This is a genomic window from Bradyrhizobium sp. HKCCYLRH1034 (genome assembly GCF_051168375.1).
Lineage (GTDB): Bacteria > Pseudomonadota > Alphaproteobacteria > Rhizobiales > Xanthobacteraceae > Bradyrhizobium.
Map to the genome: position 1 here is coordinate 166622 of NZ_JBNPUW010000013.1, position 24185 is coordinate 190806.

Annotated in this window: 23 protein-coding genes; 19 read left to right on the plus strand and 4 right to left on the minus strand. The window is 67.3% G+C overall.

Going from position 1 to position 24185, the window contains the following annotated elements; translation table 11 throughout:
* Positions 1 to 97 precede the first annotated feature (97 nt).
* The 5 genes from ACQR0W_RS26945 to ACQR0W_RS26965 are packed head-to-tail and all read left to right on the plus strand — an operon-like array spanning position 98 to position 4775.
* Complete coding sequence (locus ACQR0W_RS26945) at positions 98 to 1132, plus strand: extracellular solute-binding protein (protein ID WP_315715969.1); 1035 nt, start codon at positions 98 to 100, stop codon at positions 1130 to 1132.
* Positions 1129 to 2199, plus strand: coding sequence for an ABC transporter ATP-binding protein (locus tag ACQR0W_RS26950; RefSeq protein ID WP_315750672.1), 1071 nt, complete (start codon positions 1129 to 1131; stop codon positions 2197 to 2199). Before ACQR0W_RS26945 ends, ACQR0W_RS26950 begins: the two co-directional genes overlap by 4 nt.
* 2 nt (positions 2200 to 2201) lie before the next feature.
* Positions 2202 to 3068 (plus strand): ABC transporter permease, encoded by an 867-nt coding sequence (locus tag ACQR0W_RS26955; RefSeq protein ID WP_315750674.1) that lies wholly within the window; start codon positions 2202 to 2204, stop codon positions 3066 to 3068.
* On the plus strand, positions 3065 to 3865 hold the full coding sequence (locus ACQR0W_RS26960) for an ABC transporter permease (RefSeq protein WP_315750677.1): 801 nt from the start codon (positions 3065 to 3067) through the stop codon (positions 3863 to 3865). The genes ACQR0W_RS26955 and ACQR0W_RS26960 overlap by 4 nt, the downstream gene beginning before the upstream one ends.
* Before the next feature lie 4 nt (positions 3866 to 3869).
* Positions 3870 to 4775, plus strand: a complete 906-nt coding sequence (locus ACQR0W_RS26965; protein WP_315750679.1) for a polysaccharide deacetylase family protein — start codon at positions 3870 to 3872, stop codon at positions 4773 to 4775.
* A gap of 6 nt (positions 4776 to 4781) precedes the next feature.
* Here the strand turns inward: ACQR0W_RS26965 and ACQR0W_RS26970 are convergent, their stop codons facing one another.
* Positions 4782 to 4937 carry a hypothetical protein gene (locus ACQR0W_RS26970; protein ID WP_315715974.1) on the minus strand — a complete coding sequence of 52 codons (156 nt, stop codon included), beginning with the start codon at positions 4935 to 4937 and terminating at the stop codon, positions 4782 to 4784.
* Positions 4938 to 5044: 107 nt separating this feature from the next.
* Here ACQR0W_RS26970 and ACQR0W_RS26975 point away from each other — a divergent pair, with 107 nt between their 5' ends.
* Positions 5045 to 5860 (plus strand): NAD-dependent protein deacetylase, encoded by an 816-nt coding sequence (locus tag ACQR0W_RS26975; protein WP_315716187.1) that lies wholly within the window; start codon positions 5045 to 5047, stop codon positions 5858 to 5860.
* Positions 5861 to 5984: 124 nt separating this feature from the next.
* Here the strand turns inward: ACQR0W_RS26975 and ACQR0W_RS26980 are convergent, their stop codons facing one another.
* Positions 5985 to 6158 (minus strand): hypothetical protein, encoded by a 174-nt coding sequence (locus ACQR0W_RS26980; protein ID WP_315715975.1) that lies wholly within the window; start codon positions 6156 to 6158, stop codon positions 5985 to 5987.
* 186 nt (positions 6159 to 6344) lie between these two features.
* Here ACQR0W_RS26980 and ACQR0W_RS26985 point away from each other — a divergent pair, with 186 nt between their 5' ends.
* Complete coding sequence (locus ACQR0W_RS26985) at positions 6345 to 6590, plus strand: hypothetical protein (protein ID WP_315750682.1); 246 nt, start codon at positions 6345 to 6347, stop codon at positions 6588 to 6590.
* 61 nt (positions 6591 to 6651) lie between these two features.
* Here the strand turns inward: ACQR0W_RS26985 and ACQR0W_RS26990 are convergent, their stop codons facing one another.
* A complete protein-coding gene (locus ACQR0W_RS26990; protein ID WP_315750684.1) occupies positions 6652 to 7956 on the minus strand; it encodes a PQQ-dependent sugar dehydrogenase in 1305 nt (434 codons plus the stop codon).
* Positions 7957 to 9137: 1181 nt separating this feature from the next.
* Between ACQR0W_RS26990 and ACQR0W_RS26995 the strand changes: the two genes are divergently transcribed.
* The 9 genes from ACQR0W_RS26995 to ACQR0W_RS27035 all read left to right on the plus strand — a co-directional run bounded on the left by ACQR0W_RS26995 (position 9138) and on the right by ACQR0W_RS27035 (position 20090).
* On the plus strand, positions 9138 to 10463 hold the full coding sequence (locus ACQR0W_RS26995) for a DUF3422 domain-containing protein (RefSeq protein WP_315750686.1): 1326 nt from the start codon (positions 9138 to 9140) through the stop codon (positions 10461 to 10463).
* A 72-nt stretch (positions 10464 to 10535) separates the two neighbouring features.
* Complete coding sequence (locus ACQR0W_RS27000; protein ID WP_315750688.1) at positions 10536 to 11228, plus strand: DUF2848 domain-containing protein; 693 nt, start codon at positions 10536 to 10538, stop codon at positions 11226 to 11228.
* A 376-nt stretch (positions 11229 to 11604) separates the two neighbouring features.
* Entirely contained in the window at positions 11605 to 12759 is a 1155-nt protein-coding gene (locus ACQR0W_RS27005) for a glycosyltransferase (RefSeq protein ID WP_434840899.1), read from the plus strand.
* A gap of 26 nt (positions 12760 to 12785) precedes the next feature.
* Positions 12786 to 15056 carry an exopolysaccharide transport family protein gene (locus ACQR0W_RS27010; protein WP_434840900.1) on the plus strand — a complete coding sequence of 757 codons (2271 nt, stop codon included), beginning with the start codon at positions 12786 to 12788 and terminating at the stop codon, positions 15054 to 15056.
* On the plus strand, positions 15053 to 16210 hold the full coding sequence (locus ACQR0W_RS27015) for a glycosyltransferase family 4 protein (protein WP_434840901.1): 1158 nt from the start codon (positions 15053 to 15055) through the stop codon (positions 16208 to 16210). The genes ACQR0W_RS27010 and ACQR0W_RS27015 overlap by 4 nt, the downstream gene beginning before the upstream one ends.
* Positions 16207 to 16386: a hypothetical protein gene (locus tag ACQR0W_RS27020; RefSeq protein WP_316167738.1), complete on the plus strand. Its 180-nt coding sequence runs from the start codon at positions 16207 to 16209 to the stop codon at positions 16384 to 16386. Before ACQR0W_RS27015 ends, ACQR0W_RS27020 begins: the two co-directional genes overlap by 4 nt.
* Positions 16383 to 17903: a lipid II flippase MurJ gene (locus ACQR0W_RS27025; RefSeq protein WP_315715984.1), complete on the plus strand. Its 1521-nt coding sequence runs from the start codon at positions 16383 to 16385 to the stop codon at positions 17901 to 17903. Before ACQR0W_RS27020 ends, ACQR0W_RS27025 begins: the two co-directional genes overlap by 4 nt.
* On the plus strand, positions 17900 to 18922 hold the full coding sequence (locus ACQR0W_RS27030) for a polysaccharide deacetylase family protein (RefSeq protein ID WP_316169915.1): 1023 nt from the start codon (positions 17900 to 17902) through the stop codon (positions 18920 to 18922). The genes ACQR0W_RS27025 and ACQR0W_RS27030 overlap by 4 nt, the downstream gene beginning before the upstream one ends.
* A complete protein-coding gene (locus ACQR0W_RS27035; RefSeq protein WP_316169914.1) occupies positions 18915 to 20090 on the plus strand; it encodes a glycosyltransferase in 1176 nt (391 codons plus the stop codon). The genes ACQR0W_RS27030 and ACQR0W_RS27035 overlap by 8 nt, the downstream gene beginning before the upstream one ends.
* On the opposite strand, the gene ACQR0W_RS27040 is transcribed toward ACQR0W_RS27035, so the two are convergent.
* Positions 20091 to 21275 carry a glycosyltransferase family 4 protein gene (locus ACQR0W_RS27040; RefSeq protein WP_315715987.1) on the minus strand — a complete coding sequence of 395 codons (1185 nt, stop codon included), beginning with the start codon at positions 21273 to 21275 and terminating at the stop codon, positions 20091 to 20093.
* Positions 21276 to 21383: 108 nt separating this feature from the next.
* On the opposite strand from ACQR0W_RS27040, the gene ACQR0W_RS27045 reads away from it, so the two are divergent.
* The 3 genes from ACQR0W_RS27045 to ACQR0W_RS27055 all read left to right on the plus strand — a co-directional run bounded on the left by ACQR0W_RS27045 (position 21384) and on the right by ACQR0W_RS27055 (position 24083).
* Positions 21384 to 22643 carry a hypothetical protein gene (locus ACQR0W_RS27045; RefSeq protein WP_316170083.1) on the plus strand — a complete coding sequence of 420 codons (1260 nt, stop codon included), beginning with the start codon at positions 21384 to 21386 and terminating at the stop codon, positions 22641 to 22643.
* Between the two features lie 195 nt (positions 22644 to 22838).
* Entirely contained in the window at positions 22839 to 23750 is a 912-nt protein-coding gene (locus ACQR0W_RS27050; RefSeq protein WP_316167734.1) for an acyl-CoA acyltransferase, read from the plus strand.
* A 141-nt stretch (positions 23751 to 23891) separates the two neighbouring features.
* On the plus strand, positions 23892 to 24083 hold the full coding sequence (locus ACQR0W_RS27055; RefSeq protein ID WP_315715989.1) for a hypothetical protein: 192 nt from the start codon (positions 23892 to 23894) through the stop codon (positions 24081 to 24083).
* Positions 24084 to 24185 lie beyond the last annotated feature (102 nt).

The window sequence follows — 24185 nt, forward strand, 5'->3', positions numbered from 1 at the left end:
GCTGATCTCATTGATGAATCAAGAATGTGCACATTTGGCACGGCGCTTGCTGATCGCGGGTGACACGCCACGCGACAGCTCACACGGGATCCTCGTCATGCACCCCTTCTCCCGACGCAGCCTTCTGAAGACCAGTGCGGCCTTCGCCGCCACGCTCGCCGCGCCAGCCCTGGTGCGCGCCGCCCCGAAAGAGATCGTGATCGGCGGCCCGGCCGGCGCCGCCAAATATTTCAACTCCGACCTGTTTCCGGTGCTGGAGAAGAAGCTCGACTGCAAGGTGCTCTATGAGGGCACCAACTCGCTGACCAATCTGCAGAAGATGCAGGCCGACAAGGCGAGCCCGAAGATCTCGGTGGTGATCATGGACGACCCGGTGATGCTGCCGGCCGCGGCCGAAGGGCTGATCACCAAGATGTCGGCGTCGGCGATTCCCAATCTCGGCAAGCTGGTCGACGACGCCGTGCACCAGGACGGCATGTGGGCCAATTACCAGAAGCCGTGGGTGGGCATCGCCTATTCCACCAGGCGCATGAAGACGCCGCCCGTCAGTTGGGCCGAGCTGTGGGACGCGAAATACGACTCCAAGATCGTCGTGCCGTCGCTGTCCAACACCGAAGGGTTCTGGACGCTGCTCGCCGCCGCGCATCTCGAGACCGGCAAGCCCTACAAGGAGGCGCAGTACGAAATCGACGCCGGCTTCAAGAAGATCAAGAGCCTGAAGGCCAATCTGCTGAACGTCTATACCAACGCACCGCAGGCCATCAATCTGCTGGAGCAGGGCGAGGCCTGGATGATCGGCGGCCAGTTCTCGGCCTACACGCTGATCCGGAAAGCGGACGGCTCGCCGGTCGATCTCGCAATCCCGAGGGATGGCGGCTTCTCGATGCCGTCGGGCATCGCCAAGGTGAGCGGCGCGCCGGCCGGCGACCTCGCCGACGCCGCGATCGACTTCTATCTCAGCCCGGAGGCGCAGAGCATCCTCGCCAAGACGGCGTTCATCGCGCCGACCAATCAGGCCACGCCGCTGCCGGCCGGTTATCCCGATCCCGCGACATTGTTCGCGCCCGACTGGGCCTTCATCGCGAAGAACCGCGCCGGCTGGGTCGATCGCTGGAGCAAGGAGATGACATGAGCGCCGCTCCGCATCTCGTCATCAGCGGGGTCTCGAAGCGGTTTGGCGCGGCGACCGTGCTCGATCGCGTCGATCTCACGATCCGCCGCGGCGAGCTGGTGACCCTGCTCGGCCCATCCGGCTGCGGCAAGACCACCTTGCTGCGTGCGATCGCCGGCCTCGCGCCGCCCGACACCGGGACGATCGCGCTCGCCGGGCGCGACGTCACCCATGTGCCGCCGCACCGGCGCAATGTCGGCGTCGTGTTCCAGAGCTATGCGCTGTTTCCGCATCTCACCGTCGCCGGCAACGTCGCCTTCGGACTGAAGGTGCGCGGCACGCCCAAGGCCGAGACCGACCGCGCGGTCGAGCGCGCGCTCGCGCTGGTCAAGCTCAGCCATCTCGGCGGCCGCCGCATCTCGGCGCTGTCGGGCGGCCAGCAGCAGCGCGTCGCGCTGGCGCGGGCGATCGCGGTCGAGCCGGACGTGCTGCTGTTCGACGAGGCGCTGTCGGCCCTCGATCGCAAGCTGCGCGAGGAGATGCAGGTCGAGCTGCGCCGCCTGCTGCAGGAGGTCAAGGCGACCGCGATCTTCGTCACTCATGACCAGGACGAGGCGCTGACGATGTCGGACCGGGTCGCGGTCATGAACAAGGGCCGCATCGAGCAGCTCGCCGCGCCGCGCGAGCTGTATGCCCGGCCGGCCAGCCTGTTCGCGCTCAACTTCGTCGGGCTGTCGACGCGCATCGCCGGCCAGGTGGTCGGCGCGCAGGACGGCACCGTGGAGGTGGTGACGCCGGTCGGCCGCCTGTCGGCGCGCGGCGCGTTCCAGCCGGGCGCCTCGGTGATCGTGGCGACGCGGCCGGAGCAGTTGCGGCTGGGCGCTGGTGACGGTGCCAACTCCGCGGCCGGCCGAGTTCGGTCGGTCGTGTTCCAGGGCTCGCGGACCCTGGTGGACGTCGATGCCGGCGCTGGCGCGAGCCTGCTCGCCGAGCTCTCGGGCCGCGAGGCCGAGCTGCCGCGCGTGCATGACGAGGTCCGCTTCGCCTGGCCCGTCGCCGAAACCTTCGCCTTCGCCGCCGAGACCTGACCATGACCGACGCCGTGCTATCAGCACCGATCGTCAAGCCCGCGCCGGATCGCGAAAGGCTCGCCGCCTTCGGCTTCGTCGCGCCATCGCTGCTGATCATCGCGCTGGTGTTCGTGCTGCCGCTGGCCCTGCTCCTCGGCGTCAGCGTGCTCGACCCCAAGGGCGGCGTCACCTCGGCGCATTACGTCCGGTTGCTCGGCACGCCCTATTATCTCGGAATCATCTGGAACTCGCTGCGGCTCGGCCTGCTGACGACCCTGATCGCCTTCCTCATCTCCTATCCCGCGGCGTTCGCGCTGGCGCGTGCGCGCGGACCACTGCGCTCGATCCTGCTGGCGACCTTGTTCCTGCCGCTCGCCGCCTCCGTCATCGTCAAGGCTTTCGCCTGGACCATCCTGCTGCGCAGCGACGGCCTCATCAACACGGTGCTGATCGCGCTGGGGATCATCGAGGATCCGATTCGCATGATCTTCACCCAGACCGCGCTGATCGTAGGCGCCGTGAACATCTTCCTGCCGTTCATGGTGCTGCCGATCTACGCGGTCGTGGCGCAGCTCGACGGCCGCTATGCGGAAGCCGCGGCGACGCTCGGCGCCTCGCCGTTCGTCGTGTTCTTCCGTGTCATCCTGCCGCTGACCCTGCCCGGCATCATCGCCGGCGTGGCGCTGGTGTTCTCGCTGTCGGTGTCGGCCTATGTGGTGCCGACGCTGCTCATCGGCGAGAAATATCCGACGCTCGCCACCACCATCGCCAAGGCCTATCTGTTGGCGCGCGAGCCCGGCTTCGGCGCCGCCGCGGGCGTGGTGCTGCTGGCGATCGCCGTCATCGTCGTCGCGCTCAGCGCGACGCTGTCGCGGGAGCCCAAATGATGTCGCGGCTTGCCATCATCGTCTGCTGGGTGCTCGCGATCGGGCTCGCATTGTTCCTGCTGCTGCCGCTGGTCGTGATCGCCGCGGCCAGCTTCTCGCCGACGCCGGTGTTCGACCTGCCGCTGTCGGGCGCATCGCTGCGCTGGTATGGCCGCATCGGCCGGCTCGACGGCTTCTGGCCGTCGCTGTCGCTGTCGCTGCAGATCGCCGTGCTGTCGACCGCGCTGTCGCTGGTCGCCGGCACGCTCGCCGCCATCGCCATCGCGCGCGGCAGGCTGCCCGGCGCCACCGCGCTGGGCACGCTGCTGGTGTCGCCCCTGATGATGCCCGGCCTCGTGCTCGGCATCGCGCTGCTGCAATATTTCCGCATGGTCGGCTTCACCGCGACCTGGAGCGCGCTGCTGGTGGCGCATCTCGTGGTCACGCTGCCTTACGTCGCGCGCACCATGATCGCCGGGCTCTCCCGCTTCGACTTCACCTTGATCGAGGCGGCGCGCACGCTCGGCTGCACCTATGCCGGCAGCGTGATCAGGGTGATGGTGCCGGCGCTGGCGCCGTCCTTCCTGATCGCAGGTCTGTTCAGCCTGCTGGCCTCGTTCGACAATTATCCGGTCTCGATCTTCCTCACCGACGTCCGCTCCAAGACGCTGCCGATCCGCATGCTGCAATATATCGAGGAGGCGCCCGATCCGACGTTGGCCGCGCTCTCCACCCTCATTCTTGCCGGCACCCTGGTGCTGCTGCTGATCAGCGATCGCCTGGTCGGCCTGCACCGCATGGCCGGAACCGCGGATTGACACGATGACCTCACAGCCTGCCTTCCGCCGCGATCTCAGGGGCTATGCCGGCAGGCCGCCGCATCCGCGTTGGCCCCACGACGCACGCGTCGCGGTGTCGCTGGTGGTGAATTTCGAGGAGGGCTCGGAATTCTCGGTGTGCGACGGCGATACGAGCAACGAGGCGATCTACGAGGTCGTGCACCGGCTCGACGGCCCCGACCCCTGCATCGACAGCCATTTCGAATACGGCACGCGGGCGGCGTGGTGGCGCATCATGGACCTGTTCGACGCCCACAACGTCAAGGTCACCGTCAGCGCCTGCGGCCGCGCGGTGGAGCGCTCGCCGGAGCTCGCCCGCGATGCCGTGGCGCGCGACCATGAGGTCTCTGCGCACGGCTGGCGCTGGCAGAGCCACGCCGGTATGGGCGAGACCGAGGAGCGCCGCGTGATCGCGCGCACGGTGGAGACGATCCAGCGCGTCACCGGCAGGCCGCCGCTGGGATGGCACACGCGATCGGCGAGCTCGCCCAACACGCGGCGGCTACTGGTTGAGCAAGGCGGCTTCCTCTACGACAGCGACGCCTACAATGACGACCTGCCGTATTATGTCGCCGTCGCCGGCCGCCCGCATCTGGTGCTGCCCTACGCCTTCGACAGCAACGACATGCAGTTCTTCAACGGCTCGCGCTTCCGCGGCGCGGACTTCGCCGACTACGTCATCGACGCCTTCGACTGGCTGGTGCGCGAGGGCGCGACGGCGCCGAAGATGCTGTCGATCGGGCTGCATCTGCGCATGATCGGCCGCCCCGGCCGGATCGGCGCGCTCGACCGCATCCTCAATCACATCACAGGCAACGGCGCGGCGTGGATCGCGCCGCGCGCCGACATCGCCCGGCACTGGCTGGCGACGGTGCCGCCGGAATCCTGAGCGCGGTCAATCGTCGTTGGCGATGTCCTCGTCGGTCAGCGGCACCTCGATGGTGCCGCCCTCGCCGGTCGCGAGGTCGCGCTCGTCATCGATTGGCTCGCCATCCCGTTCGTCCGCGTCGAGCGGCCACAATCCGCGATCATGCCCGTTGCGTGGTGTCATGGCAGGTCCTTCCGCCGGGATAAGACCGGGCGCGCGCAATGGTTCATGCGATCCGGCCGGGGTGTGGCGGACTGGCGCAGGCCGGTTCCGGCGACTACATCTGCGCCATGGCCGATCCCACCGCGCTGAAATCCTTTCTCGATAATCACCACCGCATCGTCGTGCTCACCGGCGCCGGCTGCAGCACCAACTCCGGCATTCCCGACTATCGCGACACCGACGGGCAGTGGAAGCGCACGCCGCCGGTGACCTATCAGGCCTTCGTCGGCAGCGACGATACGCGCCGCCGCTATTGGGCGCGCAGCATGGTCGGCTGGCGGCGGTTCGGCCGCGCCCAGCCGAACGGCGCGCATCATGCGCTGGCGCGGCTGGAGGCGCAGGGCAAGAGCTCGCTGCTGGTGACGCAGAATGTCGACCGGCTGCACCAGGCCGCCGGGACCAGCAACGTCATCGATCTGCACGGCCGGCTCGATCGCGTCCGCTGCCTGGGATGCGGCGCCGTGCTGTCGCGGGCCGACTTTCAGGACGAACTGGCCGGCGCCAATCCGCGCTGGCTGGCGCATGATGCGGCCGCCGCGCCCGATGGCGATGCCGATCTCGACGGCGTCGATTTCGCGGACTTCAATGTGCCGGCCTGTCGCGCCTGCGGCGGCATCCTCAAGCCCGACGTCGTGTTCTTCGGCGAAACCGTCCCGCGCGAGGTCGTCGCCACCGCGCGCGAGCATGTCGAGCAGGCCGACGCCATGCTCGTCGTCGGCACCTCGCTGATGGTCTATTCCGGCTTCCGCTTCGTCCGCGCCGCCGCGGACCGCAACATCCCCATCGCCGCCGTCAATCTCGGCCGCACCCGCGCGGATGACCTCTTGTCGCTGAAGGTGGAAGCGCCGTGCGACGAGGCGCTGGCGTTTCTGCTGGAGGAGTAGGGCGGGCCGCCCTCTCTCCGCCGTCATGGCCGGGCTTGACCCGGCCATCCATCTCCTCGGTGCTTCAGAAGATGGATGCCCGGGTCAAGCCCGGGCATGACGAAAAACTAAAATGGTGTCCGCCTCACCGCGACTGCGGTTTCTCGCGGTTCTCGATGCGGTCCTTGTTGTTGACCTGCTCGTTCTCCGGCTTGCCGACCTCGACCGTCTTGCCGGCCTGGTTGCCTGGATTGTAGTGGAACTTGCCTTCGTGATGCTCGCCCGGCTGCTTCTGCTCGGGATTGACGTTGTCGGCCATGAAACTCTCCTGTCGCTGTGCCGGACAACGTCGCGGGCGTGATGCTTGTTCCGCGGCCGAGCGCCGCGGCGCCGTTCATGCGGCATCACCCCTCTCTGTGCGGATCATCACGGAAGCAGCGCGCCCTGACCGTCATGATCCTCGCATGGGCTGCAGGGGCAGCCGCAAGCAACGAGGGACAAGGTCATGACTTCCAGCATTCGTCTTTTCGCCGCCGCCATCGTCGCCGGCGCGGGCCTGCTCGCATCCGCATCGACATCGCCGGCGTCTGCCGGCTGGGAATGGCTGGGAAACAAGAACTACATCAACTGCCTGCAACTGTTCGCGAGCGGCAACTTCCTGATGCCGGCAAACGCCACCCCGGCCCAGCGCGCGGCCAAGCACGAAGCCGGCCGCCGCTACTGCAACCGCCAGTACTACGGCCACGATTGAAGATGACAGTTGCAGGCACGATCGAGGCCGCGCGCCGCCTCGATCGTCGCAGCCTGCTGCCTCACGCGCCCGTCACGCGCCAGATGCAGTTGCCGACGTCGTCGGCCACCAGCAGCGAGCCGTCCGGGCCGAGCGTCACGCCGACCGGCCGGCCATAGGAGAAGCTCTCGTCCGGCGCCAGGAAGCCGGAGAGGATTTCGCGCGCCGGGCCCGACGGCCGGCCGTTCTCGAACGGAATGAACACGACCTTGTAGCCGGACAGCTTGCTGCGGTTCCACGAGCCGTGCTGGCCGATCACCATGCCCTGGGGGAAGCCGGGCAGGGTGCCCGCGGGCAGCCAGCACAGGCCGAGCGAGGCGGTGTGGCCGCCGAGCGCGTAGTCCGGCGTCAGCGCGGTCGCGACCAGGGCCGGATCCTGCGGCACGCGGTCGTCGACCGTCCTGCCCCAGTAGCAATAGGGCCAGCCATAGAAGCCGCCCTCGCGCACCGAGGTGAGGTAATCCGGCGGCGTCTCGTCGCCGAGCCCGTCGCGCTCGTTGACGACGGTCCACAGCACCTTTGTCGACGGCTCGAACGCCAGCCCCACCGCATTGCGCAGGCCTGATGCGAAGATGCGGCTCGCGCCGCTTGCGATGTCCAGCTCATAGATGCAGGCGCGGCCCTCCTCGACCTCGAAGCCAAGTTCGGCGATGTTGGTGAGCGAGCCGACGCCGGCATAGACCTTGCTGCCGTCGGGGCTGACCAGCAGGCTGCGCGTCCAGTGTCCGCCCGGCTTGAACGTGGTGAGACGCTTGCCCTGCGCGGTGATGCGCTCGGCGCCCGCGCTGTACGGGAAGGCGACGATGCCGTCGGTGTTGCCGACATAGAAGGTGTCGCGGACCAGCGCCATGCCGAACGGCTGGCTGAGATTCTCCATGAAGGCGTTGCGGCGCTCGGCCTTTCCGTCGCCGTCGGCATCGACCAGCCTTGTGATGCGGTTGGCGCTGACGCCCAGCGCTGCGGCGCGGCGCATCGTCGCCTGCATCGCATAGCCGAACATGTTGCGCACCGGGCTCGGAATCTGCGTCGCCTCGGCGATCAGCACCGACTTGTCCGGCATCACATAGATCCAGCGCGGATGATCGAGCCCGGTGGCGAACGCATTCACCTTCAGCCCCGCCGCCGCCACCGGCTTTTCGCCGTCGCGCCAGCCGCGCGCCGTCGGCATCTTCAAGGTCGGCAGCAGGCCCTGCGGCTTCGCCAGGGGAATCTGCGGCTGCGCGCCCCAGGCCGGCTGCGGCGTCTCCCCCTGCAATTTGCGCCACTGCAGCGCCGCATTGCCAACCAGCGCGACACCGCGCGCAACGATCGAGGAGAGGGTTGTCATGGGAGTCCTGTGAGGGCTTTGATGCAAATGGGATCTGATGGGCGAGGGACCATCGAGCGATGGCAAAGGGCCAATCTGTTATGATCTACCACGCCCACCGTGACAATTGCATGGGTCGCGGATCGGGGCTGCGGAACCCGGGGCTTTCACCTGGCACGCATTCACGTATCAGAGCCAACCTCCGGCGGCGTCTGGCATGCGGGGCGCTGCGGTTGATCGTGCAGTGCCGATCGGCAATTGGCGTGGCTTGGTCAAGCCCAACTATATCGGCGCCATTGCTCGCAACGAAATGGGTCGTTGCGACGCTGAAGCGCGCAGATCGGTTGCCCGTCATGCCGGGCTTGTTCCGGGCATCCACGTCTCTCCCCGACGAACGACGAGGATGGCCGGGACGAGCTCGGCCATGACGATGAGGAAAGAGACAGGCACGATCTTCCCGAAATGCGGTCGCCCCGCATCATCCTCGGCCAGCCCATCTCGTCAAAATTCTTCCTTGCTATTTTTCCGAAATCATGCTCTACTCCCTGCATCCCGTCCTCATGCAGAGGGGCGTACGCGTCGTCACGATACGTTGAGGCGGGGAGCGGTGGCCGCGAGTGTTGTCAGGTGCTGATGCGCTGGACGATTGGCAGCTCGCGGACGTTCAAGCCGTGTGGTCCTGGCGCCCCGATGCTGGCGCCAAGTCTGGATGACATGACGTGTCATCAGGCGACGGGGGCAAACAAGCCGGTCCCCGGGGAGAGCTCGGAGCAGACGTTAAACCCATCGCGCAGGGAGGGCCGGGTCTGTCCGGCTGAACCTGTGGTTCCTGCCCCGTGCAATTTTTCCGCACGGGGGCCACGGGCCTCAGTCGAGGTCCGGCCTTCCCTGCGCCCTCGGCATTTCCGGAGGGTTTTGATGAGAGCAATCTCGGGCGCGATCGCGCCGCGGGAGGTGTTGGTGTGTCTGCGTGCATCATGATCGACTTGCCGTGGCGCTGAGAGAGCCGCCAGCGCGCACAATGTCGCCGCAGCCGTGGCGCCGTCATCGAATTGCGCTACACTGGTGTCACACGCTGCCGGCGCGTTGGCCGGCCGGACGACAATGGAAGTCAGGGGGATGCACGGCATGACGGGGGTGATCAATTCAGGCGCAGCGCGATCGTCTGCGTCAGGTGTCGCTCTCACGCGCGGACTCTCCCGATGACGTCGCTCGACAAGTCCGCCTTCACGCCGCATGCCCTGCGCGAGAGCGTGCTGAACGAGGTGCATGCGCGGCCGTTCACGCCGCTGACGCAGCCGGTGCTGGTGATCCGCTTCGCCTTCATGGCGAAAGGCGACAGCGCCACGACCGACCGCGCCAGCCTCGCCGCGTTTTGCGCGCAGCGCGGTGCGCCGCCGCCGGAGCCGGGCGTCAAGCATCACCAGGTCGATCTCGGCCCTGTCAGGCTGCGCTTCGAGCAGCATTCGGAATTCGCCACCCTCACCTGGATCTGGAGCCCGCCCGCGGACTCAGGCCCGCGCCGCTTCGGGGCCATTGCGCCCGAGCTGCAGGCGCTGATCGCGGCGCTGCCGCAGGCCGGCGAGCTGCTGGTCGCGGTCAAGCTCGAGGTCGAGAATGCGGCCGATCCGGTGGCGCGCGCGGAGGAGATCTTCGACAAGAGCAGCCTAGCCATCGTGACGATCAAGGGCAGCGCCGGCGCGGTCGCCTCCGACTTCCGTCTCGACGACGACGGCTTCACCCGCATCCTGGTCTGCGCCGACGGCCCGACCCCGGAGCGGCTCGGGGCGCTGGTGCAGCGCGTGCTGGAGCTCGAGACCTACCGCACTTTGGCGCTGCTCGGCCTGCCGGCGGCGCTGGCGCTGGCGCCGGACGTCGACCGCATCGAGCGGCGGCTGGTCGAGGTGCTGGCGGAGATGCAGGGCGCGCAGTCGTTCAAGCTCAACAACCACCTGCTGCGCGAGCTGACCGAGCTCGAGGCGCTGCTGGAGCGCGGCGCCACCGGCAGCCTGTTCCGGTTCGGCGCCAGCCGCGCCTATTACGACCTGGTGCAGGCCCGTCTGGCGGTGATCGAGGGCGAGCCGGTCGCGCCGTATTCGAGCTGGTCGTCGTTCCTGGCGCGGCGCACCGCGCCGGCGATGCGCACCTGCAACGCGCTGGAGGGACGGCAGTCGAACCTGTCGCTCAAGCTGGCGCGCGCCGCCGATTTGCTGCGCACCCGCGTCAATGTCGAGCTGGAGCAGCAGAACCGCGATCTCCTGCGCTCGATGAACGAGCGCACCAAGCTGCAGCTGCGCCTGCAGAGCACGGTCGAGGGGCTGTCGGTGGCCGCGATCGGCTATTACGTCGTCAGCCTGTTCGGCTATCTCGCCAAGGGCGCGCATGACACCGGCTTGCCGGTCGAGCCGACGCTGGCTACCGCCGCCTTCGTGCCGGTCGCGATCGCGCTGATCTGGTTCACGACCCACCAGATCCGCAAGCGGCATCTCAAGGAGGATCACGAAGCGGAGAAGGCCGAGCAGGAGTGAACGGCCGGGCGCCTTGCCAGCGTGCGGCCGGACGGCTAAGCGGCGGGCTGGTCAGCAAGAGGCAATGAGACGATGAGCGGTGCGACGATCGATTTCCTGGTTCACGCGGATGGTGCGGCGACGCGGCAGCGGATCACGCTGAGCCGCCTCGTCATCGCCGGCTGGACCGGGCGCGATCCGGTCGCCCGCGACAAGCACATCGCCGAACTGGAAGAGCTCGGCATTGCCAGGCCCGCGACGACGCCGATCTATTACGAGGTCGCGGCCAGCCGCCTGACGACGTCGGACAGCATCGAGGTCAGCGGCGGCGACTCCTCCGGCGAGGTCGAGTTCGTGCTGGTGCAAGCGGGCGGAAGGCTGCTGGTCGGCGTCGGCTCCGATCATACCGACCGCAAGGTCGAGACCTACAACATCACCGTGTCCAAGCAGATGTGCGACAAGCCGGTGGCCCCCGAGCTGTGGCTGGTCGACGACGTCGCCGCGCATTGGGACCGGCTGACGCTGCGCGCGTTCGCGACCATTGGCGGCGAGCGCGTGCTGTACCAGGAGGGCGCGCTGAGCGGCATGCTGGCGCCTTTCGACCTGATCGCGCGCCGCTACGGCGAGGCCGGCCTGCCCGAGGGCACCGCGATGTTCGGCGGCACCTTTGCCGCCAGGGGCGGCATCCGCCCCGCCGACCGCTTCGACTTCGAGCTGGTCGATCCCGTGCTGAACCGCGCCATCCGCCACGGATACGCGATCGAGCAGCTCGCCATCGCCGGCTGAGGCGGCGCGCGATCACGTTCGCGTGCGGCGGAATGCGCTAACGATCAGGCCGCGGCGCGTCGTCGCGGCCGTCGCCATGCTTGGCTGCATTCGCGCGGGCGTTGCGATCCGCAAGGGCCTGTTAAGCAAGGCGGCCTATGGTGCGGAGTGTGCCGAAGCGGGACCATGGCCTCGTTTCGCGTTCTGGTCCGGCACACCATGTCGCGGCATGAGACGCAATGCGGCTGGCATATCCTTAATCGATCCTTACCTGATAGCAGCGGATTCGACGGGTCGGACGACAAGGGCGATTAACTAGAAGTTTAGGATTGGGTTTGTGCGCGTGAACGCCTCCCTTAAGGGTTTTATTAAATACCCCGGGAATTGGGAGAGTGCGGTGCGCGTCGCGATCGTCCACGATTGGCTTTACGTTCTTGGCGGCGCCGAGAAGGTCCTTCAGGAGATCCTGCGCTGCTATCCCGGCGCCGACGTCTTCACGCTGTTCGACCTGCTGCGTCCCGAGGACCGCGCCAAGCTGGGATTCGAGAAGTCGCACACCAGCTTCCTGCAGAAGATGCCGCTCTTGCGGAAGTATCACCGCTCCTATCTGCCGCTGATGCCGCTCGCGATCGAGCAGCTCGATCTGTCGAGCTACGACCTGGTGATCTCCTCCAGCTGCGCGGTGGCGAAGGGCGTTCTGACCGGGCCGGAGCAGCTCCACATCGCCTATGTGCATTCGCCGATGCGCTATGCCTGGGATCTGCAGCACCAGTATCTGCAGGAGAGCGGCTACGCCACCGGCGTCAAGGGCCTGATCGCTCGCGCCTTGTTGCACAAGATGCGGATCTGGGATGCGCGCACCGCGCACGGTCCCGACGCCATCTTCACCAATTCGCAGTTCGTCGCCCGCCGCATCAAGAAGATCTACGGCCGCGATGCCAAGGTGATCTATCCGCCGGTGACGATCGCGCAGCGCGATGCGATCCTGCCGGTCGGCAACCACTTCCTCGCCGCGAGCCGGCTCGTGCCCTACAAGCGCATCGAGCCGATCGTGCGCGCCTTCAACACCATGCCGGACCTCGAGCTGGTCGTGGCCGGTGACGGTCCGGAAGCCGCGCGGCTGAAGTCGATCGCGGGGCCGAACGTCAAGTTCGCCGGCTTCGTGCCCGACAAGCAGCTGCGTGACCTCATGACCACCGCCCGCGCCTTCGTGTTCGCGGCGGAAGAGGATTTCGGCATCATCCCGGTCGAGGCGCAGTCCGAAGGCGCACCGGTGCTGGCGCTCGGCCGCGGCGGTGCACGCGAGTCGATCCTCACCACGGGGCCGCGGCCGACCGGCATGTTCTTCGGCTCGCCCGAGCCCGAGGCGATCGCGGCCTGCGTGCGATCGTTCGTGGCCAAGGAGAAATCGATCTCGCGGCTCGACTGCCGCCAGCGCGCCGGCTTCTTCTCGGCCGAGCGTTTCCGCAGCCAGTTCGTCGCGGCGGTCAACGAGGAGATCGACAGTTTCCGTGCGGGACATCAGGGCCGCGCGACGCGGCTGATTGCGTAATATTGGATGTGGTACGGGTGCAGATCATGAGGCAGGCGGCTCTCGGCGAGGCCTTGTCCGGCATTGACGCCGTCGCCCGGATCTGGCGCCGCCGCGGCGTGTTCGCCATCGTGGCTGGCGCCGTTCTCGCGCTTGCCGTGGCCGCGCTCGTGCTACTGCCGGTGCGCTATCTCGCCACCGCTTCCGTGATCATCGCCGAGCAGGAGCCGGGTGCCAACACCTCGGCGGCGTGGGCGCAGAAGATCGGCGATCCCGCCGACATGGAAAGCCAGCTCCTGGTGATCCGCTCGCCGCGCCTGCTGCGTCAGATCATGTCGTCGCCCGGCGTGGTCGACGCCGTGGTCGGCGAATGCGAGCGCGGCCGTCTCATGGGTTCGGCCGATGCGTGCCAGCGCCTCAAGACCGATCCGGGCGCGTTCATCGATCATGTCGACGGCCGCTTCAGCATCGCCTCGGCCGGCCGTTCGCGCGTCATCAACATCTCCTATCAGTCGAGCAGTCCCGAGGTTGCGAAGACGCTCGCCAACGCGTTGACGCAGACCTTTCTCGAGGACCAGCGCACCGAAGGCGCCAACAGCCGCGAGGTCGCGAGCTCCTGGCTCTGGAAGGAATTGAAGCAGCTCGACCAGCAACTGCGCGAGGCCGACGACAAGATCCAGAAGTTCCGGCGCACCAAGGGCCTGATGCGTGGCGCCAATGCGCCGATTTCCTCGGAGCGGCTGACCAGCATCGGCCAGCAGCTGTCGCAGGCGGAGGCCGCGCGCGCCGACGCCGCGGCGCGGCTGCAGGAGATCAAGTCGGAGCAGGAGCGCGGGCCGACCGACGCCCCGTCGGTGCTGCAGAGCCGCACCATCGCCGACCTCAAGCAGCAACTGACGACCGTGAGCGCGCAGCTTGCCAGTGCGGCCGGTGTGCTCGGGCCGAAGCACCCCTCGATCCTGGCGCTGACGCGCGAGCAGGCGATCATCCAGCAGCGGCTGATCGCCGAGATGCAGAGCATCGCGGCGAGCGCGCAGAAGACGTACGATGCCAACACCGCGCTGGTGAACTCGCTGAAGAAGCAGATGGAGACGGCGAAGGCGGAGGCCGGCTCGGCCACGCTGGACGAGGCCTCCATCGAGAGCATGGTGCGCGACACCGAGATCAAGCGGCAGCAATATGCCGAGCTCTACAAGAAGGCGAGCGAGCTCGAGACCGAACGGCGCGTCCTGCGCGGCAGCACGCGTCTCGTCAGCCTCGCCGAGCTGCCGAGCAAGCCGTTCTTCCCGAAGAAGATCCCGTTCCTCGCCGCCGGCATGACGCTCGCGTTGATCTTCGGTGTCGGCGCTGCGCTGCTCGCCGACAAGCTCGGCGCGCGCCTGATCAGCCCGCCCTTGCGCGTCACTCCCGAAGCGCCGGCCGAGCAGGTCGAGGCGCCCGCTGTCGACGAAGCTCCGGCCATCGTCCCTGAATTGGCCGAGCGTGTGACCGCACCGCAAGCGGCGACGCCACCGGCAGCGCCCGAACGAAGGTCCCATCTCCCGAGCGTCGCCGACGTTTCGATCCTGGCCTGCCTGCCGCGCCTGAAGAGCCTGCGTGAGATGTCGGCGCTCGGCGCGATCCTGCAAGGCCACCAACCGCTGGCGATCCCGCGCGTCTTGCGCCTCGCCTCCGAGGACACTGATTTTCAGCACACGCTGCATGATCTCGTCCACGAACTCGGTTTGAAGCGGTCCGCCCGATCGCAGCGCATCGTCGTGACCTCTCCCGATGCAGCAGATGGCAAGACGACCACGACCTGTGCGCTGGCAGAGCACCTCGCGGCCGCAGGCTGGCGCGTGCTGGTCGTCGAGTGCGACGTCTCGCATCCCGCCTTTGCAGAGATCATGGCGCTGCCGGCAAGCCCCGGATGGCTCGGCGCGCTCGAGCGCGGGACGCCGCTCCGGGACATGGTTCTGCCCACCGCGCATCCCTCGCTCGACGTGCTGCCGGTTGGTGAGGCGACCGGTCCGGTCGGCGACATTCTCGACGCGATCAGCCTCGACCGTCTCCTCACCGGTCTCGATGGCTATGATGCCGTGATCGTCGACACACCATTGCCGTCGCAACGGAACGACTTCCTTGCCGGTACGGACTGGGCGATCGTCTGCGTGCGCAGTGACCGGTCGTTGATCGAGCCGGCGGTCGCGACGGTGAACAGGAGCAGGACACTCGGAGCCCGCGATGTCGGCATCGTCGTCACCATGACCGACGTCGAGCACCGCAGCGCGCCTGTGGCCCAGACCGCGCCCGTGGCAGCCTACGCCGGAGCCGGGTGATGTCGACCGAGCGTGTCCTGTTCGTCGATCACACCGGGCAGATCGGCGGCGCCGAGCTGATCCTGCTCGATGTCGTCCAGGGCCGCAAGGAGTCATCGGTGTTCCTGTTCGAGCCGGGCCCGCTCGGCCAGGTGCTGGCTGAGCGCGGGATGTCGGTCGTCACGTCGCGCTGGGGCCGCGGCCTGGGGCAGTTCAGACGCGACAGTTCGTGGCTCGAGGCGCTGCCGCTGTTCGGCAGACTCGCGGCGATCACCGCGGAACTCGCGCATGTCGCACGCAAGCATGACGTCCTCTATGCCAATTCGCAGAAGGCCTTTGTCCTGTCGGCCATCGCCAACATCGCGGCACGGCGGCCGTTGATCTGGCATCTGCACGACATCATCAGCCCGGCTCATTTCGGCGCGCTGCAGCGTCGCATGCAGATCTTCCTCGCCAACCGCTTCGCGGCGAAGGTCGTCGTCCCCTCCGAAGCTGCCGCAGCCGCCTTCATCGAGGCCGGAGGTCGACGCTCGCTCGTCGAGGTCGTGCCCAATGGTCTCGCCGTCGAACCCGTGCCCGTGTCGCGCGAGGAGCTGAGGCAACGGCTCGGCCTGCCGTCGGGACCGCTGGTCGGCGTGTTCAGCCGGCTCGCGCGGTGGAAGGGGCAGCACGTTCTGATCGAGGCGCTGGCCGAATTGCCGAGCGTGCACGGTATCATCGTTGGCGACGCGTTGTTCGGCGAGCAGGGCTACGCGGCTGAGCTGAGACGGCTGGTCACGGAGCTTTGCCTCGGCGATCGCGTTCACTTCCTTGGGCATCGCAGCGACGTGCCGCTGCTGATGCAGGCGGTGGACGCGATGGTGCATCCGTCGATCGATCCCGAGCCGTTCGGCCGCACCCTGGTCGAAGCGATGCTCGCCGGCGTGCCGGTGATCGCCACTGACGCTGGCGCTGCGCCGGACATCCTCGAACATGGCCGGGCCGGCCTGCTCGTGCCGCCTGGTGATGCGCGTGCGCTGTCCGAGGCTCTGGACGCGGTGCTGGCTGAACCCGAGTTCCTCGCGCCCCAGCTCGACTACGCGTCGCGCCGCGCGCGCACCCATTACAGTCTTGCACGCATGCTGGACTCGATCGGGCTGCTGATCCGCAATGTCGGTGCGGGAGCGGCGGTGTGAGCACGATCGTCACACCTGCCCCGGCCTCCGAGCGGCGTATGGTCGATCTCGTCGTGGATTGCGGCCCGCCGTTCGCCATTCTCGCGCCGGTGCCGTCGTGGTCGAAACTGCTCGAGGACGGACAAGTCCCTGCGCGATGGAAAGGGCCGCCGGCCGTGTCGGAGGATGCCGCATGAGCGCCTCCGGTCCTTCGCTCAAGCGCTTCAGTGCGCTGCTGATCAGCGGTGCGCTGGCGAGCAAGATGCTCGGCTTCGGCCGCGAGGTGTTGATGGCGCACGTGCTCGGCGCCTCGCTCATCGCCGACGGCTTCCGGGCCGCCATGGCGGCCGTGCTCATCCCGCTTGCGTTCCTGCAGAACGAGAGCGTGCCCGCGATCATGATCCCGATGCATCGCGAGGCGCTGCAGCGGCCGGATGCCGCGCGCAGCCTCGGTGCGCTGACGATCGTCATTGCCGTCGTCTCGAGCCTGGTGACCGCGATCATCCTGCTGCTCGGTGAGCTCTGGGTGAACGCCGTCGTCGGCGGCTTCTCGGCGGAGGGGCGCGAGCTGACCTTGCACTTCGTGCGCATGATGGCGTTCGGCATGCCGGCGTCGGCGGTGCTCAATGTGCTTGCCGCCGGCGAGATCGCGCTCGGCCGCACGCGGCTGACCAATGTCCGTGCCAGCCTGCTCAACGTCGCGGTGATCGGCGGCATCGGCCTGCTGGTGCTGACCGGCGACGCCTACATGCTCGCCTGCGCCTTCACCGTCGCCTTCAATGGCCTCGCCGCCTGGGGTCTGTTCACGCTGTGGCGCGAGGGCGCGCTGAGCGTCGCCGGCCTGACCGCCGGCATGGTGATCGACAAGGGTATCGAATTCTTCCGCCGGCTGCGCGTCCTGCTGGCGTTGCCGTTGGCCGAGCAGGGCAATGTCTGGATCGAGCGCTTCACGGCATCGCGGCTGACGACCGGCGCCGTCGCGTCGCTGGACTACGCGCGCTCGCTGACCGAGAGCGCGCTGCTGCTGATCAGCCAACCGCTCGGCATGGCGGTGCTGTCGCAGCATGCCCCACGCGATCCGCGTGCGCAGACCGAGGCGCTGCTGCGGCCGCTGCTCGCGCTGACCTTGCCGGCCTCGGCGTTCCTTCTGGTCTTCTCGACCGACATCGTCCGCCTGATCTATTTCCGCGGCGCGTTCGGCGACGAGGCCCTGCTGCTGACCTCGCATGCGCTCAAGGGCATCGCCTGCGGCGTCTGGGCCGCGACCCTCGGCTGGATCCTGATCCGTCTGCTCAATGGCGCGGGGCGCAACGGCGTCGCTGCGGTCATCATCGTCTCGGCCTATCTCGCCAACATGGGCTTCAACCTGCTGATGCCGCTGTTCGATCCGTCGCCGGCGGCCGGCATGCAGTTGCTCGGCGTTGGCGAAGCGATCCGCAGCCTCGTGCTACTGTCGGGCGTGGTGTTCGTGCTCGGCGATGCGCGAAAGCTCCTGCTCGTGATCGGCCTGGCCCTGCTGCCGACCGCATTGATGGTCGTGCTCGGCCTGATGATTCAGACCTCCGTGCCGGGCCTGCTGCCGCGCCTGTTCGCCGGCGGATTGGCGTATCTGCTCTGCCTGGCCTTCGCGATCGGCATCCTGCTGCCGGCCGTGGTGGGCACGGCGCTCCGTCATGTTCGTCGTACGTTCAGGATGAAGGGAGAGCTGAGTTGACCCTGCTGGCCCTCGCTGCCGCCAAGGCGATGATGGCATCCGGTGCCTTCGTCCTTCCCGTCGCCAAGGCGGTCGATCGTGTGCTCGGCCCGCGCGGCTGCTGTTTGACGTTCCATCGCACCGCGCCGGCAGAGCAGTGGGAGCGTCTGCCCAATCGCGACTTCTACGTCGATGCCGACTTTCTCGATCGCTTCCTCGGCTATGTCCTCGACCAGGGTTGGGACGTCGTGACGATCAGCGAGGCGCTGCGCCGGACGGCAAGCGCCGAGCCGTCCGGCCGCTACGTCAACTTCTCGATCGACGACTGCTACCGCGATACGTTCGATCTGCTTGTGCCGGTGTTCCGCAGGCACAAGGTGCCGGTGACGCTGTTCGTGACGACCGGCATTCCCGAAGGCACCTTGCCGCTATGGGCCGCCGGCCTGGAGGATGCGCTGCTGCACAGGAACCATGTCAGGGTCGACGATGAGCGGATCGCGCTGTCGAGCGCCGAGCAGCGCCGCGCGGTGTTCGCGCAGATCGCCTCGCGCTGGGATGGCCCGCAGGCGGCGGATCGTTACGCCGCGTTCTGTGCCGCCAACGCCATCGACATCGAGGCGATGCATTGGAAACATGCGATCTCCTGGGAGATGCTGGAAGTGCTGGCGGGGGATCCGCTCATCGAGATCGGAGCCCACACCGTCTCGCATGCGCGCATCTCGTCGCTGTCTTCCGAAGACGCCCTTCGCGAGCTGGCCGGCGCGCGGCTGCGATTGAACGAGCGGCTCGGCATCGACGTCCGGCACTTCGCATTTCCTTACGGGCGCGCGGCCGATTGCGGACCGCGGGACTTTGCGCTGGCGCGGCAGGCCGGATTCGCCAGTGCCGCGACCACGCGCAAGGGCCTTGTCAAAGCAGGGCAGGATGCGTTCTCGATTCCGCGCAACACCATGAATGGCGCGCATCGTACGCTTGCGGCGATGGAGCTGCATCTCACGGGCTTCAGCGGGACTGCAGCGAAGGTGATGGGCCGTGTCTAGCAGGGGGCGCTTGCGAATCGTCTCGATTGCGCATCCGGCCACCAGCAGCGAGGCCGGCCGGCTGCGCTACCGCCATCTCGCGTCCCGGCCCGACGTCGATCTGCATCTCGTGACGCCCGAGGTGTGGAAGGAATTCGGCCGCACCATCACCGCGGCTCACTCCAACGAAGCCTTTCCCATCCATCGGCTCCCGATCCGACTCCCGGACGCGGGTCCGATGAAATGGTACCTGCACTTCTATCCGGCGCTGCGCCGCCTGCTGCGCGAGCTCGATCCCGACGTGATTCACCTTTGGGAAGAGCCCTGGAGCATCGTCGCGCTGCAGGCGCAGATGCTGCGCGGCCGTGCGGCGCTCGTGCTCGAGGTCGACCAGAACATCCTGAAACGGCTGCCGCCACCATTCGAGGCGATCCGCAAATTCGTCCTCGGCCGCACCGCCCACATCCTGTCGCGCAGTCCCGATGCGACTGAGGTCGTGAGGGCGTGCGGCTACACGGGTCCGGTGACGCCGATCGGCTATGGTGTCGATCTCGCGACCTTCATGCCGGCGGGTGATCGATCGAATGCGACGGCCGGCTCGCCGCTGCGGCTCGGCTATGTCGGCCGGCTGGTGGTCGAGAAGGGCCTCGACGATGCGCTCGAAGCGCTCGCGCGCAGCAAGTCGGTGGCGACGCTGAGCATCATGGGCGAAGGTCCGCACGAGCCGCATCTGCGCCGGCGCGTGGCCGAACTTGGTTTGGGCGGGCGCGTCACCATCCAGGGCTGGGCTTCACCCGCTGCGGTCGCGGCTTTTCTGCGCGGCCTCGACGCATTGCTACTGCTGACGCGAACCACGGACGCGGTGCGCGAGCAGTTCGGCCGCGTGATCATCGAGGCCCAGGCCTGCGCCATCCCGGTGATCGGATCGACCTGCGGAGCGATTCCGGATGTCGTTGGCGACGGCGGCTGGATCGTGCCGGAGCAGGATTCCGGCAGCCTGTGTCGGCTCATCGATGAGCTCAGCGGCCGGCGGGCGGAGCTCGCCGTTCGCAGTGAGGCGGCCCGCGCGAACGTGCTCCGGCGCTTCACCTATGATGCGGTCGCAGCGGCGATTGAAACGGCATGCCGTGCGGCGCAGTCGAGAACCGCATCCGGCCTCGCCCGCCCACAGCGGCTGCAGACGAATTAGCTAGGCCTTCACCGGCAGCGCCATCGCTGCGCGGCCGGACTGGCGCTTGGCGGCATCGATCTGCTTGAGCAGTTCGATGTATTGCAGCCCGATCTGGTCCCAGCCATAGATCTGCGCGGTGGCCTGGGCGCCGTCCTGCAGCCGGCGCATCAGTGCGGGGTCGGCGAAGACCGCCGCGAGCTTGGCCGCGATGTCGTCGGCGTCTGCTGAAATGCGGAAGCCGTTCACGCCGTCGCGCAGATAGTCCTCGATGCCGCCGACCGGCGTTGCGAACACCGGCACCCCGCAGGCCATGGCCTCCATGCAGACCAGCGAGAAGGTCTCGTAGCTCGTGGGGAGCACGAAGGCATCGGCCGCCGAGTACAGCGCCGGCAGGTCCGAGCGTGGGCCGGCGAAGATCAGTCGTTGCTGGGCGTTGCGCGTCAGTCTGCGGTAGGGCGCGGGATTGTCCGAGCCGACGACCAGCAGCCAGACGTCGTTGCCGAGCCGATCGAGCGCGCCGATCGCATGCGCCAGTCCCTTGCGGTTGAATTCGTGGCCGACGAACAGCAGCAGGCGCGCGTTCTCCGGGATGCCGAACTCACGCCGGATCGCCTGGCCGCCGACGGCGTCGCGCTTGAAGCGCGCGAGATCAATGCCGTTGGAGATGACGTGGATGCGGGCGGCCGGCACGCGGAAGAAGCGCTGCAGCTCCGCGGTGACGCGGGAGGACACCGCCACGAACGCCCGATACCGCAGGCCTCCGATCATGAACCGGTCGCGCAGCGCGACCCACAGATGCATCGGGTTGAGCATCCAGCGCCAGCTGCCGGCGGCGCGTTTCTCGGCGAGGCTCTGCGCATTGACGGCATGCACGATCAGCACGTCACCCTTGAGGCTGTCGCCGTGGCTGATGACGACGGCGTCGGGGTGACGCGCCAGCGCCCGTGTCGCGGCCAGCGTGAACAGCGGCACGACAATGGCGCGGCCGATGTGCCGGAACAGTCCGCGAGTCGGAATCCGCGCCAGCCATGGCGCAACGCGCTCGACTCTGATGGTGTGTTCGAGATTGTCCGCGACGGTGCTCGCGAGCACGATGTTCGATAAACCATTCCGGCCGAAAACGCGCGCCAGCTCGATAGCGACGGTTTCCACGCCGCCGGCATTGCTTATCTCTTGAACGACCTGGACGATCTCAAACGTCATAACGGAAATCTAAGGGATCAGACATTGCGACTTCGTTCCAATCTGCTGGTCATTAGCACAGCCCTGTTAACGTTTGTCACGTCGCCATGGCCGAGCGCTGTCCACGCCATCGAAACGAACGCCTCGGCGCTGCGGATCGACGAGCGCATCGGCGGCGGCAATTTGGTCACGCATCTGGCCGGCAAGAGCGCGCAGATCTATCAGGCACTGCACGGTGTCGGTGCCAGGATGGGCCGAATGGATTCCTACGGCTGGCGGACGTTGGCGCGGGTACCGACGCCGCACGATTTCGATGCCGCGATGCTGGAGGCGCACAAGAACGGTATCATGCCGCTGATCCTGCTGGAGTATGAAGGCAGCTATCAGAGCCTGACTCCGCCGCAGCCGATCGGGTCCTATCAGGACTGGTTCGCGGCTGGGCAGGCGATGGCGAGACGTTTCCGCCCCGGCGGCGAATGGGGCCGCGAAAACGGTATTCCCGATTGGGGTGCTACCGTCTTCACCGCCATCAACGAGCCCGATGTGCAGGCCACGATCCCGCGCCAGGACTATCACGACGCGCTGGCCGGGCTTGCCGACGGTGTTCACAGCGTCGCCCCCAAGCTGCGGGTCGTTCCCGGCGGCTTTGCCACCTGCAACTCGCATGGCGATGCGACGTTGCGCGGCTACGGTCCGGCGATCGCCGATCTGCTCGAGGACGGCCGTCTCGACGGCATCGACCTGCATACCTACTACAATGATAAATGGTATCCGATGACCCGCGGCCGCGAGTTCTCGGTGCAGACCTGCTTCGACCGTATCAAGCAGGCGATGGGGCTGAGCCGCGACATCAACTTCTACGCAACCGAGTTCAACGTCGCGCGCGCCGGCGCGTGGGACAGCGATACGGACGCGGCGAGATTGTTTCTCAATGCGATGTGGGACCAGCTTGCGGTGGTTGGCAAGGATGGCAGCATGCCGGTGTCCATGCTGGCGTTTCCTTGGAATCTCGGCGACACACCCGATGTCGACGGCCTGGCCTATGCGATGGCGACGGGCAAGGATCCCTGGACCCCGGAGGCGCGCAGCCTCGTGGTGAAGACGGTGCTGCAGCTCGCCGGTCACATGAGGATCGTGTCCATCGACCGGCGGCTGGCGCTGTACACGCTGCGCGGATCGGATGCCGATTTGATCGTGTGGCAGAACATTGCCGGCTGGACCGAGCGGCCGGGCCGCGCGGTCGAGCTCGAGCTGCCCGCAGGGACGCGCAGCCTCGAGGTCTGGGGCTGGGATGGGCTGCGGCGCCGGATCGAGGCAAAGCCCGGACGTTTCTTCGTCGACGGCCTCAATGCCGATGAAACCTACATGTTTCGCGTGCCGCGGCCGTGAGCGGCGGCTCGGATCGCGAAGATCATGTCGGCGCTGATCGAAGCCTGTCGGGTGTGGCTCGCATGTTCCATTAACTGAAAAGTAAGGCCAGCACGACGTGGTTCACTGCCGCCAAAGCTTTTTACGATAATTGCCGTCATGACGATCCCGCCGCGCCATGGGTGGCGCGCCGGATCTCTCTCGGGTGATGCTGGAATGCAGCCAATCAAAAAGGCTGAGATTGCAAATGACAGGCCGGCTCCCGCGCAGGCCGTGACCGGCGTTCGCATCCGAGAGATCGGCGCGGCGGATCTGCCGGCGGTCGCCGCACTGCTGACGCGCGGATTCGCCTTTCGCAGCGAGGCCTATTGGTTGCGCGGACTCGAACGCCACGCGGCGCGCCCGCGGCCGGCCGGTTATCCGGCATTCGGCTATTGTCTCGACCAAGCCGGGGTGCCTGTCGGCGTGATCCTGCTGCTGTTCTCCGAGCTCCACATCGGCGGTGAGCCGATCGTCAGGGCCAATGTCTCGAGCTGGTATGTCGAGCCGGCGTTCCGTGCCTTCAGCTCGATGCTGGTGCGCGCGGCGACGCGCGACAAGACGGTGACCTATTTCAACATCACGCCGGCCCCGCACACTTGGCCACAGGTCGAGGCTCAGGGCTTTTCGGTCTACTGCAAGGGACAGGTCTACGCCGCGCTGGCCCTGTCGCGACCGCGCTCGGATGTCCGTATCGAAGAATTCTCCGAGGACGATGTGCACGGGCTCTCTCCCGATGAGGCGGATCTGTTGCGGCAGCATGCGCAATGGGGGTGTCTCAGTCTCGTCGCGCGCGAGGCCGATGCGGCGTATCCGTTCGTGTTTCAGAAGCACCGGGTGATGAATGCGCTGCCGGTGTATCGCCTGCTGTATTGCCGGGATGTCGCTGACCTCGTGCGGCTGGCCGGCAACATCGGCTGGCTGCTGCTGCGGCGCGGCGGCCTGCTGGTGCGGCTCGATGCCAATGGGCCCATCGCAGGGCTGGCCGGCTGGTACTCGGACAAGCGCGGACGCAAATATGCCAAAGGTCCGCATCCGCCGCATCTCGGCGATCTCGCCTTCACCGAAGCCGCGCTGTTCGACGGCTGAGAGGTGGCAATCGATTGGGTTGCATGGTCCCGCTGCGGCGGCCGGGATACTCGCTCGCGTGGTCTATGGGACCGGTGTGACGGCACGCACAGTCTGGGCTTCCGGCATGCGCCATCCTCCTGGCAACGGAGGAGGTCATCCATGTCTTACGTTTTCGAACTCGCGCTGGCGGCGATGCTGCTGTTCTTCCTGTTCCTGCCGATCACCGATCGCAGGACGGTCATGATGAAGCTCTGCATGATCATGGTCGTCGCCATCCTGTTCACGGTTACGCTGGCCGTCCCGCATGGCGGCGCACCATCCGCCCACGCCCTGGTGCTGACGGCAAACTGATGTGGCGCGGGTGAGCTCCGGCCTTGCCGCTCGAGCATGATGTTTGGACGGGGCGATCCAGACGGCGCGGCTCGCAGATCGAACGGCCGCCGGTTGGCAGTC

Excerpts from the sequence above, each read along its gene's own strand:
- ACQR0W_RS26960 (WP_315750677.1), top strand. The coding sequence starts at position 3,065 with ATGATGTCGCGGCTTGCCATCATCGTCTGCTGGGTGCTCGCGATCGGG.
- ACQR0W_RS26965 (WP_315750679.1), top strand. The coding sequence starts at position 3,870 with ATGACCTCACAGCCTGCCTTCCGCCGCGATCTCAGGGGCTATGCCGGC.
- ACQR0W_RS26975 (WP_315716187.1), top strand. The coding sequence starts at position 5,045 with ATGGCCGATCCCACCGCGCTGAAATCCTTTCTCGATAATCACCACCGC.
- ACQR0W_RS27050 (WP_316167734.1), top strand. The coding sequence starts at position 22,839 with ATGCAGCCAATCAAAAAGGCTGAGATTGCAAATGACAGGCCGGCTCCC.
- ACQR0W_RS26995 (WP_315750686.1), top strand. The coding sequence starts at position 9,138 with ATGACGTCGCTCGACAAGTCCGCCTTCACGCCGCATGCCCTGCGCGAG.
- ACQR0W_RS26990 (WP_315750684.1), bottom strand. The coding sequence starts at position 7,956 with ATGACAACCCTCTCCTCGATCGTTGCGCGCGGTGTCGCGCTGGTTGGC.
- ACQR0W_RS26955 (WP_315750674.1), top strand. The coding sequence starts at position 2,202 with ATGACCGACGCCGTGCTATCAGCACCGATCGTCAAGCCCGCGCCGGAT.
- ACQR0W_RS27000 (WP_315750688.1), top strand. The coding sequence starts at position 10,536 with ATGAGCGGTGCGACGATCGATTTCCTGGTTCACGCGGATGGTGCGGCG.
- ACQR0W_RS26970 (WP_315715974.1), bottom strand. The coding sequence starts at position 4,937 with ATGACACCACGCAACGGGCATGATCGCGGATTGTGGCCGCTCGACGCG.
- ACQR0W_RS26945 (WP_315715969.1), top strand. The coding sequence starts at position 98 with ATGCACCCCTTCTCCCGACGCAGCCTTCTGAAGACCAGTGCGGCCTTC.
- ACQR0W_RS27055 (WP_315715989.1), top strand. The coding sequence starts at position 23,892 with ATGTCTTACGTTTTCGAACTCGCGCTGGCGGCGATGCTGCTGTTCTTC.
- ACQR0W_RS26950 (WP_315750672.1), top strand. The coding sequence starts at position 1,129 with ATGAGCGCCGCTCCGCATCTCGTCATCAGCGGGGTCTCGAAGCGGTTT.
- ACQR0W_RS26980 (WP_315715975.1), bottom strand. The coding sequence starts at position 6,158 with ATGGCCGACAACGTCAATCCCGAGCAGAAGCAGCCGGGCGAGCATCAC.
- ACQR0W_RS27010 (WP_434840900.1), top strand. The coding sequence starts at position 12,786 with ATGAGGCAGGCGGCTCTCGGCGAGGCCTTGTCCGGCATTGACGCCGTC.
- ACQR0W_RS27025 (WP_315715984.1), top strand. The coding sequence starts at position 16,383 with ATGAGCGCCTCCGGTCCTTCGCTCAAGCGCTTCAGTGCGCTGCTGATC.
- ACQR0W_RS26985 (WP_315750682.1), top strand. The coding sequence starts at position 6,345 with ATGACTTCCAGCATTCGTCTTTTCGCCGCCGCCATCGTCGCCGGCGCG.
- ACQR0W_RS27040 (WP_315715987.1), bottom strand. The coding sequence starts at position 21,275 with ATGACGTTTGAGATCGTCCAGGTCGTTCAAGAGATAAGCAATGCCGGC.